Source organism: Microcystis sp. M53602_WE12 (assembly GCF_030065455.1).
Classification (GTDB): domain Bacteria; phylum Cyanobacteriota; class Cyanobacteriia; order Cyanobacteriales; family Microcystaceae; genus Microcystis; species Microcystis aeruginosa.
The window spans coordinates 1-1,456 of record NZ_JASJFB010000001.1 but is presented as its reverse complement, the minus strand read 5'-3'; the positions used below and the strand labels follow the sequence as shown (position 1 = coordinate 1,456).

Below are 1,456 nucleotides of genomic sequence, written 5' to 3'. Positions count from 1 at the left end.
ATTGCGGGGATCGGGGGAAAATTCAGGTACTTTTTCCCTGAAAATTAGGTAGTTGACCACCTCAAAACTGGTAAAACCCCACACCCCACACCCCACACCCCACACCCTGCCACCACCGAAAAGCTTTTTCAGCAAACCCTAATTAACAATAATCTCGTCGGTGCTGTCGGGTTGGTTCATTTCCGTTAGGGTTTGCCAACCTGATTGCCAGAGATTCGCGTCTTGCAACTGTTTAGCATTAATCCAGAAGCGGACAGTCGGATCGCAGGAAGCGACTAATTCCGCAAAAACCCATTGACCGCGATTTTGACGATTGACCACTTGAAAATGTCGCCAGCCCCATGTTTTTTGTTTTGCCGTCCATTTTGACCCCAAGAGATGGGGATACTTCTGTTTTTTGGGCATAAAAGTTAAAACACCTGAGTGCGGGATAGGCTAAAACCCTTATATTATCCTAGTTTGCCAACCCGATTTTTTTCCGGTAGCCAAGGAGAGGAAAAATTATCGGGGCGCTTAAGTGCGCCCCAGTTTTGGCTAATAACCGCGCCAAACACCAACCAAAACCCCTTGCACTTGTACTTGTTCAGTATTGGCTGTAATTGGTTGATATTTTTGATTGGAGGGTTGGAGAGTGATGATTTCGCCTTCTTGGTAGAAACGTTTTAAAGTAGTGCCGTGGCCTTCGACTCTGGCGGCGACGATTTCCCCATTGGACACCGCTTCATTACCCGTGAGAGAACGCATAATCACCAGATCCCCATCGGCAATATGATCCTCGATCATACTGTCTCCGGAAACCCGCAGAGCATAACAGTCTTGACTGCGTTGCAACAGGTTAGAAAGATCGAGTTTTTCTTCCACATCGGTGAAGGGTTCCACTAAACCACCAGCAGCGATCGCACCTAGAACTGGTAAACCTTGCACTGGTTGTTTGAGAATCCGCAGGGTGCGTGCTTTTCCTTCTGTCCAATCAATATAGCCTTTGGCGCGTAAACGTTCTAAACGGCTTTGAATCGGTGCGGGAGAGCGTAAATTCATCGCTCGCATCATTTGCCGGATGGAAGGGGCGTGTTGAGTAGTGCGAATATACTCAATTAGCCAGTCGTACAACTCCTGTTGCGCTTGAGTAAGGGATTCGAGGTTAGTCATGATCTATTTTCCTATGCTTGGGTTAAGATAATTTGTACTTTAGTTCATTTGTGTTTAACCTAGTACATCTTAACTTCATCGGCTGACTAAATCAACTGGTTATTAGAACTCTTGCGAAAATCAAAAATTGTCGTGCTTGGTTAGGAGACTCCGAGACAGGAGATTATGGCTCTTCGTTACTTGTTATGGTTCGATAGGGGGGCATAAATCGACTAAATCCTTATCTGGCAAAAGATTTAACTGATTAGCTCGCTCTAGATCAAAAACAATTGACAAAAATCGTCCAATGTCTTTCTCTATAAGGGTT

General features: G+C 45.3%; 2 protein-coding genes. Both read right to left on the bottom strand.

Annotated elements, in window-relative coordinates:
* Positions 1 to 138: 138 nt before the first annotated feature.
* The gene (locus PX482_RS00010; protein ID WP_002800208.1) at positions 139 to 405 is read right to left on the bottom strand and encodes a TIGR02450 family Trp-rich protein; all 267 of its coding nucleotides are present in this window, start codon (positions 403 to 405) and stop codon (positions 139 to 141) included.
* Between the two features lie 129 nt (positions 406 to 534).
* Entirely contained in the window at positions 535 to 1,149 is a 615-nt protein-coding gene (gene lexA / locus PX482_RS00005) for a transcriptional repressor LexA (RefSeq protein WP_002758280.1), read from the bottom strand.
* Positions 1,150 to 1,456: the final 307 nt, after the last annotated feature.